This window comes from Pedobacter sp. 10L46_2 (assembly GCF_056395165.1).
Genome location: NZ_JBFTIZ010000451.1, coordinates 1 through 3828, shown reverse-complemented (window position 1 = coordinate 3828; position 3828 = coordinate 1). Strand labels below are relative to the sequence as shown.

Sequence of the window (3828 nt, the reverse complement as noted above, 5' to 3'; positions counted from 1 at the left end):
CGTCGCCACTAATTTCGGTATTAAACAAATTAGCCGCAGAGCTCTGAAAACTTTTTATTTGTAATTTATAATTAAGCTTCTGCTCAGTGTTGTTCACATTAAGTTTAGTACTATCAATCCTGTAGCCACCATAAACTATCTGAGGAAAAGAGGCATTCATGAGTAAACTATCCTTCTGAGTATCAATTAAGCCATTCATTCTGGAAGGGGCAAAGGTGGTTAGTTCCGGTACAAAGTTCTGAAGGATTTTAGGATTGTAGAAATTTACGTAGAATCTAAAACGCTGATCAGGGATTTTAGTTACCTCGCCAAATTGATAGTATTTATTGATCTGGTTAATCACTGCGCTGCCGACATTGGTAAGTTGATATTTACCATCAATTTTGGCTCGCATAAACTCAGAACGAAGGGTAAGCATATTGTGTGTTTTGCTCGCTTCAGAATGCACTACAATGGTGTCTACATTGAAACGTTGGCCATCTTTAACTACCTGCAGGCCATTTACAAAAATATCACCGTTAAGGTAATCTGGATCAGCAGTTTTTACATCTGCATTAATTACCCCCGCTAACTTAAACTCACCTGGACTGAAATTTAATTTCTGTAGATCAACCTGTTTTAAATCCAAGTCTGCTTTTACTGCCGGATATTTGCCCGCAATATTTACGGCAGTGGTTAAATTAAAATTCAAATTGGTGTCGGCCATATTGCCTTTTAGATTCAATTTTTGCTGCTTGAAATCGCCACTTAAAAAGAGATCCTTATAAGTGTATTTGTTGTAGTATGCACTTATTAATTGTGCTTTAAACTGTGCCGAGGCAGTTTTAGGATCAAGCCCGGTTCCTTTAACGCTGGCTTTAGCCGTAATTTTGCCCAACTGGGCTTGCTGTTTAAGTAATCTACCTACATTAAAATTATTCAGGTTTACACTGGCAACATAGCTCTCCTTGCCTTTAGGACCTTTCATGCTTGCCAGTAACTTAGCCGATCCCATGTCGGTATTAATGTTAAAACCGGTATTGAAATTGGTCATTGAACCGGTAAACTTTCCGTTTGCAACAATCACATTAGGAAGCTCTATATTGGTTGGCAAAGTCTTTTTAGGGATAACTACCAAAAGATCTTTTTTGGTCATTGCAAACCTTTTGATGTTCATGTCAAAGTAAGCTTTATCCATATCAGGGAGTCCTTTTATCCTGCCACTCACATCAATGTTTGTGCTTTTTAACCCCGAAATCTGCAGTCGGGGAATTACAAGGTTATTCATATAGCCACTAACATTGGCATTTACTTTTATCTTCTCATTTCTGTAGTTTTCCGGGACCGCATCACTAAAGTAAGCAGCGTCTTTTAAGCCAATAGTTGTGTTTTTAACAACCATTGAAAGCTTTACCCTTTCCGGATGTTTGGTTAAATCATCAAGAGAAGAGTAATTTAATTCTGTAACGTTTTCTATTGATGTATTAGGTGTTTTTAGTAAGAAGTTATTCACCTTAATTGCCCAGTATCACTATAGCCAAGCGCATCAGCTACTAAGGTAAGGCCGGTAAACTTTAAATGGTTAAAGTCCATTCCTTTAGTAGGTTTAGCTCCAAGATTATCAAACTGTACATTGTTCTCAGTTAAGCTTATATTGTCAACCAGTAATGACAGGGGTGAAGATTTCTCTGCAGTATCCGCTTTTGTCTCTTTCCCGGGTTTAACCGGTTTTAATGCAAACAGGATATTTGATTTGCTTAGCTTTGCGTCATTTATTTTGTACCTGCCATTTTTAACGTCTGCCAGAAGCTTGGTTAAAGACAAGTCATTAACATTAACATTCGCTTTATTAGTTGTGGAGCTGAAGTTTATTTTGGTATCATTTAGTTTGGCATCGTCAATTTTATAATTGCTATTGGTAAGGTCAATAAACAGCTGAGTTAAGGCTAGCTTGTTCAGATCAACATCCGCATTCATACCCGAAATCCGATCGTCGAATCCTATTTTTATATTGTTGAAAGCAAAGTCCTGAATCTCTACAAGTGGTAATTTACCGGATTCTGTTTTTGCTGTGTCTATGCTGTTTTGTAAGTGAGCCTGTAACTGTGTAAGCGGTTTTTGCTGCAGGTATTTTAAGGAGGTGTTTTTTAAGGCTAAAGATTTGATGACATAGTGTTGATTATTGAGGTCGAAATCTTTTATGTTTGCAGTAAACTCACCCAGGTTTAATTTTACATCATTTCCAGCAACATCATCACGATAAACGATACCAATGTCTTCAAAAGCCACCTTTTCAATAGAAAATTTGAGAGTAGATGTGGTGTCTTTTGCAACTTCTTCTTCTGGCTTTTCTTGCTCAGACATAAACGCATCTACCAGGAAAGAAAAGTTGAATGAGGTATCGGGGTTTATGCGGGTAACATTGGCCCTTATTTTTTGCAGTGAAATATTGTTGATCTCTACCTTATTACTTAAAAGTTTAAATAAGTTAATGTCTACAGAAAGTTTTTGTGCATATAGCAGGGTGTCTCCTTTTCTATCTTCAATATAAAATTTATTCAGCACCACATCCTTTGGTAATGCAATTTTTATACTCTCCAGACTTACCTCAGTTTTGGTTTTATCCTTTAAATAATTTATTGCTTTATCCTTTACAAAATTTTGTACCGCCGGAATGTTTAGGGAAAGTGCAATAAGGACAACCAGCATAATGATGCTTGCTACTATCCAAAGTATGATTTTAAGACTTTTACGAATATATATATTCAATTGAAATGCGTTTAATAGGGTTTTAAATCTATGATTACAGCACTAAAACCATGCCATCGGCGTCAAAATTAGGCTTCTTACTTATATCTACAATCTAAATAATTAAATTGTTTAAATCAAGGGATAAAATTGTTGTTAATCTATTGTTAGAAAATTACGTATGTTTAAATATGGATCAGAAAAATTTTGTTGTTAGCTATCAAACTTTTAAGTCCTTAAATGAGCTAAGTGCATCAGATCAGGAATTATGTTTAAAGGCCGAAGAGGCATTGAAATCATCATACTCACCTTATTCGAATTTTAAGGTTGGGGCAGCTTTAAAATTAAGTAATAAGCAGTTGGTTCTTGGTAGTAACCAGGAAAATGTGGCCTATCCTTCAGGGCTTTGTGCAGAGCGCGTTGCACTATTTACAGTTGGTGCTGCTTACCCCGAAGCGGCTGTTCAGGCTATGGCAATTACTGCAAAAAGCAGTAATTTTGTTATCCAGAAACCTGTTACCTCGTGCGGTGCATGCTTGCAGGTAATGGCCGAATTTGAACAGAAGCAAAAGCAGGAAATTGAGGTGCTTTTTTACTGTATAGGGGGCGAAATAATAAAAGTAAAAGGGATTAAAAATCTATTGCCTTTTGTGTTTGTTGAAGAGCGGTTGGAAAGGTAAAACATCAATTCATAAAATAATGCCTGAAAATTATGAAAATCTAGTCCATTAACCCGAAAAAGATAGGTTATTAACTAAGAACTGTTAAAAACTTCTGTTCTTAATATTTCATTCCAACCCTTATATTTACAAAATCCAATCCTTTTTTGATGAGCGACGAAATAGAAAACAACATAAACGAAGAAAGTACACATACTGTAATCCCTATCAACGGGCTTTATGAGAACTGGTTCCTCGATTATGCCTCTTACGTAATTCTTGATCGCGCGGTTCCACACATCAACGATGGTTTAAAACCGGTTCAGCGACGCATTATGCACTCTTTAAGAGAGATGGATGATGGACGTTTTAATAAGGCTGCCAATGTTATCGGAGAGAGATGGATGATGGACGTTTTAATAAGGCTGCCAATGTTATCGGA

Annotated in this window: 3 protein-coding genes and 1 pseudogene; 2 read left to right on the top strand and 2 right to left on the bottom strand. The window is 36.5% G+C overall.

The window, feature by feature from the left end; translation table 11 throughout:
- Both AC1DDX_RS26615 and AC1DDX_RS26610 read right to left on the bottom strand, forming a co-directional pair.
- Window positions 1-1492: pseudogene (locus AC1DDX_RS26615) on the bottom strand (translocation/assembly module TamB domain-containing protein); the annotation flags it as partial.
- On the bottom strand, window positions 1489-2748 hold the full coding sequence (locus tag AC1DDX_RS26610) for a DUF748 domain-containing protein (protein WP_477622947.1): 1260 nt from the start codon (window positions 2746-2748) through the stop codon (window positions 1489-1491). The gene AC1DDX_RS26610 and the pseudogene AC1DDX_RS26615, both read right to left, overlap by 4 nt.
- A gap of 170 nt (window positions 2749-2918) precedes the next feature.
- On the opposite strand from AC1DDX_RS26610, the gene AC1DDX_RS26605 reads away from it, so the two are divergent.
- Together AC1DDX_RS26605 and AC1DDX_RS26600 are read left to right on the top strand one after the other, a co-directional pair.
- The gene (locus tag AC1DDX_RS26605; protein ID WP_172661017.1) at window positions 2919-3407 is read left to right on the top strand and encodes a cytidine deaminase; all 489 of its coding nucleotides are present in this window, start codon (window positions 2919-2921) and stop codon (window positions 3405-3407) included.
- 149 nt (window positions 3408-3556) lie between these two features.
- Window positions 3557-3828 (top strand): DNA gyrase subunit A (locus AC1DDX_RS26600; protein WP_477622946.1); only part of this gene is annotated, 272 nt, incomplete at its 3' end.

Coding starts and splice junctions, on each gene's coding strand:
- AC1DDX_RS26605 (WP_172661017.1), top strand. CDS start 2,919: ATGGATCAGAAAAATTTTGTTGTTAGCTATCAAACTTTTAAGTCCTTA.